This window comes from Bradyrhizobium sp., assembly GCF_019244115.1.
Lineage (GTDB): Bacteria > Pseudomonadota > Alphaproteobacteria > Rhizobiales > Xanthobacteraceae > Bradyrhizobium.
Genome location: NZ_JAFATE010000021.1, coordinates 1 through 3623, shown reverse-complemented (window position 1 = coordinate 3623; position 3623 = coordinate 1). Strand labels below are relative to the sequence as shown.

Genomic DNA, 3623 nt, shown 5'->3' with positions numbered 1-3623 from the left:
CGGTTATGTGGTGGCCTGCGGGCTGTGGAGCCCGCATATCAACGGGCTCGCAGTGCCGCTGTGGTCGCCGCAATACCAGACCTTTGTCGTGGTCACGATCGGGCTGTTGTCGGCGATGTATGACGAGGCGCGGCTGCACACGGAGGTGGCAGCGCCGATGATCGAACTGGCGCGGACCATCGGCAGCCTGCTCGACGCCGGCGAAGGCGACGTTTTCAACCACCGGATGGAAAGGAGGCCGCTGTCGGTCTCGGCCAAGAGTTCGGAAAAGAGTTCGCAAAAGAGTTCGGTCAAGACCCAAGAGACCACACAAGAGACGATACCTGAGACTGTAGGGACGGAGCAGACGAATGAATTGGAAGGTGGAACTCGACGAGCTCGCTCGGCGCGAAGCGTTCGCGCGCGAGATGGGGGGCGTTGAGAAGGTCAAGCGGCAGCGCGACCAGGGCCGCCTCACCGTCCGCGAGCGCATTGACGCTCTTGTCGACCCCAACAGCTTCCATGAAATCGGCGCCGTCTCCGGGACAGGCGAATATGATGAGCATGGCGAACTCACCCAGTTGACGCCGGCAAATTGCGTGTTCGGCCGCGCCAGGATCGACGGCCGCACCGTGGTCGTGGTCGGTGACGATTTTACCGTGCGCGGCGGTTCGGCGGACGCCTCGATTTCGGCAAAGCCCTTGATGGCGGAAGAGATGGCGCATGATTTCCGCCTGCCGATCATCCGCATCATCGAGGGCTCCGGCGGCGGCGGCTCGGTCAAGACGATCGAGACCAAGGGCGCGGCCAATCTGCCCGGCGGCATCGGGGGCAATCGCGCGTACCGCTACACGACGGAGAACATGGCGCGGGTACCGGTGGTCGCGCTCGGCCTCGGCTCGGTCGCCGGCCTCGGCGCGGCGCGGCTGGTTGCGAGCCACTACTCGATCATGACCAAAAACTCGGCGATGTTCGTCGCAGGTCCGCCGGTGGTCAAACGGCTCGGCCAGGATCTGTCGAAGCAGGAACTCGGCGGTGCCGAGATCCAGACCCGCGCCGGCGCGGTCGATCACGCCGTCGAGACGGAGGAGGAGGCATTTGTCTGCGCGCGGCGCTTCCTGTCCTACCTGCCATCTTCGGTCTACGAGCTGCCGCCGACGCTTGCCTGCAACGACGATCCGGAACGCGCCGAAGACTCTTTGATGAAGGCGGTGCCGCGCAGCCGCCGTCAGGTCTACAAGATGCGCCCGATCATCGAGGCCGTGGTCGACAACGGCTCGTTCTTCGAAGTGGCGCAGAATTTCGGCCGTCCGATCATCGTGGGCCTGGCGCGGCTCGAAGGCCGCGCCGTGCTCGTGCTCGCGGGCGATCCGTTTCATTATGGCGGTTCGTGGACCGCGGACGCCTGCCAGAAGGTCGTGCGTTGGGTCGACTTCGCAGAAACCTTTCACCTGCCGATCGTCTACCTGATGGATTGCCCAGGCTTCATGATCGGGCTCGAGGCGGAGAAGGCCGCCACCATCCGCCACGGCGTGCGCGCGATGGCGGCCGTCAATCAATCGACGGTGCCGTGGTGCACCGTGATCGTGCGCAACTCGTTTGGTGTTGCCGGTGTCGTGCATCAGCCGGCCGATCGTTTTTCCATCCGCTACGCCTGGCCGTCGGCCTATTGGGGCTCGCTGCCGCTCGAGGGCGGCATCGAGGCGGCGTACCGCGCCGAGATCGACGCGGCGGACAATCCCGCGGCGAAGCTGAAGGAGATCGAAGATCGCCTCAACAAGCTGCGCTCGCCATTCCGCTCGGCCGAGAAATTCTGGGTCGAGGAGATCATCGATCCCAGAAAGACCCGCTCGCTGCTCTGCGAGTTCGCCCGGCTGGCCGAGCCGCTGCGCACGGTAGGGCTCGCACCGAACATGGCAATCAGGCCCTAAGCCTGCGCTGCCGCCGGAGCCTGTGCCGTCACCGGCTTCGGCTGCCGCGCGATGGCCAGCGCCATTGCGGCCGCCACGAGGCACAGCGCGCCGGCCACGAAGAACGCCGGCAGATAGGTCGCAAGCACGGTGCGCGACAGGCCGGCGCCGAACGCCGCGGTGCCGGCGCCGAGCTGGTGGCCGGCAAAGATCCAGCCGAACACCAGGTTCGCCCGCTCCGCTCCAAAACGCTGCGCCGTCAGGCGCACCGTCGGCGGCACGGTCGCGATCCAGTCGAGCCCATAAAACATCGCAAACAGCGACAGCCCGTAGAAGGTGAAGTCGGAGAACGGCAGGAACACCAGCGACAGGCCGCGCAGGCCGTAATACCAGAACAGCAGCCAGCGGTTGTCATAGCGGTCGGACAGCCAGCCCGAGATGATGGTGCCGAAGAAATCGAAAATGCCCATCGCGGCGAGCAGGCTCGCGGCCTGCACCTGGGGGATGCCAAAATCCGCGCACATCGGGATCAGATGCACCTGGACCAGGCCGTTGGTCGAGGCGCCGCAGACGAAGAAGGTGGCGAACAACAGCCAGAAGACCCTCGTGCCGGCGGCGTCGCGCAGCGTGCCGAGCGCCGCCGTCATGATCGGCGTGGTGCTCTTTGGCGGCGCGGGCAGCGGCTCGGTTCCGCTATCGCCGAACGGGCGCAGGCCGACATCGCCCGGCCGGTCACGCAGCATCAAGAGCACGAGCAGCGCGGAGATCGCGAGCATGACGCAGACCAGTGCCAGCGCGGTGCGCCAGCCGAACCGCTCGGTGATGCTCGCAATCAGCGGCAGAAACACCAGTTGTCCGGTCGCGACGCTCGCGGTCATGATGCCGACCACGAGCCCGCGCCGCGCCACGAACCAGCGCGTGGCGATGGTCGCGCCCAGCACGAGGGCCGTCATGCCGGTGCCGATGCCGATCACGACGCCCCAGAGCAGCATCAGGTGCCAGACCTTCGTCATCGCCAGCGAGGCGAGTAGCGCCGAGGCCACGATCAGCTGCGCCGACAAGGCGACATTGCGCAGGCCGTAGCGATTGAGCAGAGCAGCTGCAAAAGGGGCCATGAGCCCGAACAGGATGAAGCGGATCGAGAGCGCGGAGGAAATTTCGGCCGTGGTCCAGCCGAACTCCTGCTGCAGCGGCACGATGAACACGCCGGGCGCGCCGACCGTGCCCGCCGAGATCAGGGCGGTCAGAAAAGTCACGCCGACCATCACCCAGCCGTAGTGGATGTTGCGGCGGGCGAGGGCGGCCGAAAGCCAGTTGGAGATCATTGAGCCTCAGTTGCGTTGCCGTGGTTGATCTTGTTGTGGGTGATTTGGACAGCCTATCCTGACGGGATGGCCGTCTGGCGGAAAGGCCTAACTTCCCTCATTTCAGGACATGCACCTTGAATGCCAGCGCTTGATGAGATGATGCTCGACTGCAGCCGCATCGGAGCTATGCTCCCTCCCCCCTTGCGGGGGAGGGCTGGGGAGGAGGGTACCACACGACAAACTGCATCCGGGGACCCCCACCCCCGACCCCTCCCCGCTAGGGCAGGGCAATCGCATATGGCGTTTGAACGCTGGCGGTGCGCTCCCTCCCCCGCTTGCGGGGGAGGGCTGGGGTGGGGGCGTCGTGCGAAAAAGGCTGCAGCGGAGGCCAGGGCGGCCCCCACCCGCCGCGCAAGCGCGGCGACCT

The 3623-nt window shown here is 66.1% G+C and carries 2 protein-coding genes and 1 pseudogene; 2 read left to right on the top strand and 1 reads right to left on the bottom strand.

The genetic code is table 11. From position 1 onward, the window contains the following. Positions 1-421: pseudogene (locus JOZ76_RS01185) on the top strand (hypothetical protein); the annotation flags it as partial. Then, on the top strand, positions 351-1910 hold the full coding sequence (locus tag JOZ76_RS01180) for an acyl-CoA carboxylase subunit beta (RefSeq protein WP_291696811.1): 1560 nt from the start codon (positions 351-353) through the stop codon (positions 1908-1910). The pseudogene JOZ76_RS01185 and the gene JOZ76_RS01180, both read left to right, overlap by 71 nt. Here the strand turns inward: JOZ76_RS01180 and JOZ76_RS01175 are convergent. Further along, the gene (locus JOZ76_RS01175) at positions 1907-3214 is read right to left on the bottom strand and encodes an MFS transporter (protein ID WP_291696810.1); all 1308 of its coding nucleotides are present in this window, start codon (positions 3212-3214) and stop codon (positions 1907-1909) included. The two genes, JOZ76_RS01180 and JOZ76_RS01175, sit on opposite strands and share 4 nt — an antisense overlap. Between the last annotated feature and the right edge of the window lie 409 nt (positions 3215-3623).